The organism is Bradyrhizobium uaiense (assembly GCF_010811875.1).
Classification (GTDB): domain Bacteria; phylum Pseudomonadota; class Alphaproteobacteria; order Rhizobiales; family Xanthobacteraceae; genus Bradyrhizobium; species Bradyrhizobium uaiense.
Genome location: NZ_VKHP01001175.1, coordinates 1 through 228 on the forward strand (window position 1 = coordinate 1; position 228 = coordinate 228).

General features: G+C 60.5%; 1 pseudogene. It reads right to left on the reverse strand.

Going from position 1 to position 228, the window contains the following annotated elements:
* Positions 1 to 18 precede the first annotated feature (18 nt).
* Positions 19 to 228, reverse strand: a pseudogene (locus FNJ47_RS50895) (endonuclease domain-containing protein); the annotation flags it as partial.

Sequence of the window (228 nt, forward strand, 5' to 3'; positions counted from 1 at the left end):
CTTCCGCCGGTGACTCCCTCACATCCGATAACGATGGCGAGGTGCAGCCGTGACGCCAGGAACAGTTGCGCTACGAAGTGAGGTGAGCACGTTGGTCAGGCTCCCTCCCCCCTTGCGGGGGAGGGTTAGGGAGAGGGGTGCCGCTTGCTCCGCAGCTTCCGCGATGCTCAGAACGACTCCTTCAAGACTTTTCATCACATCGTCGTTGGTGAACCGAAGCACGCGATA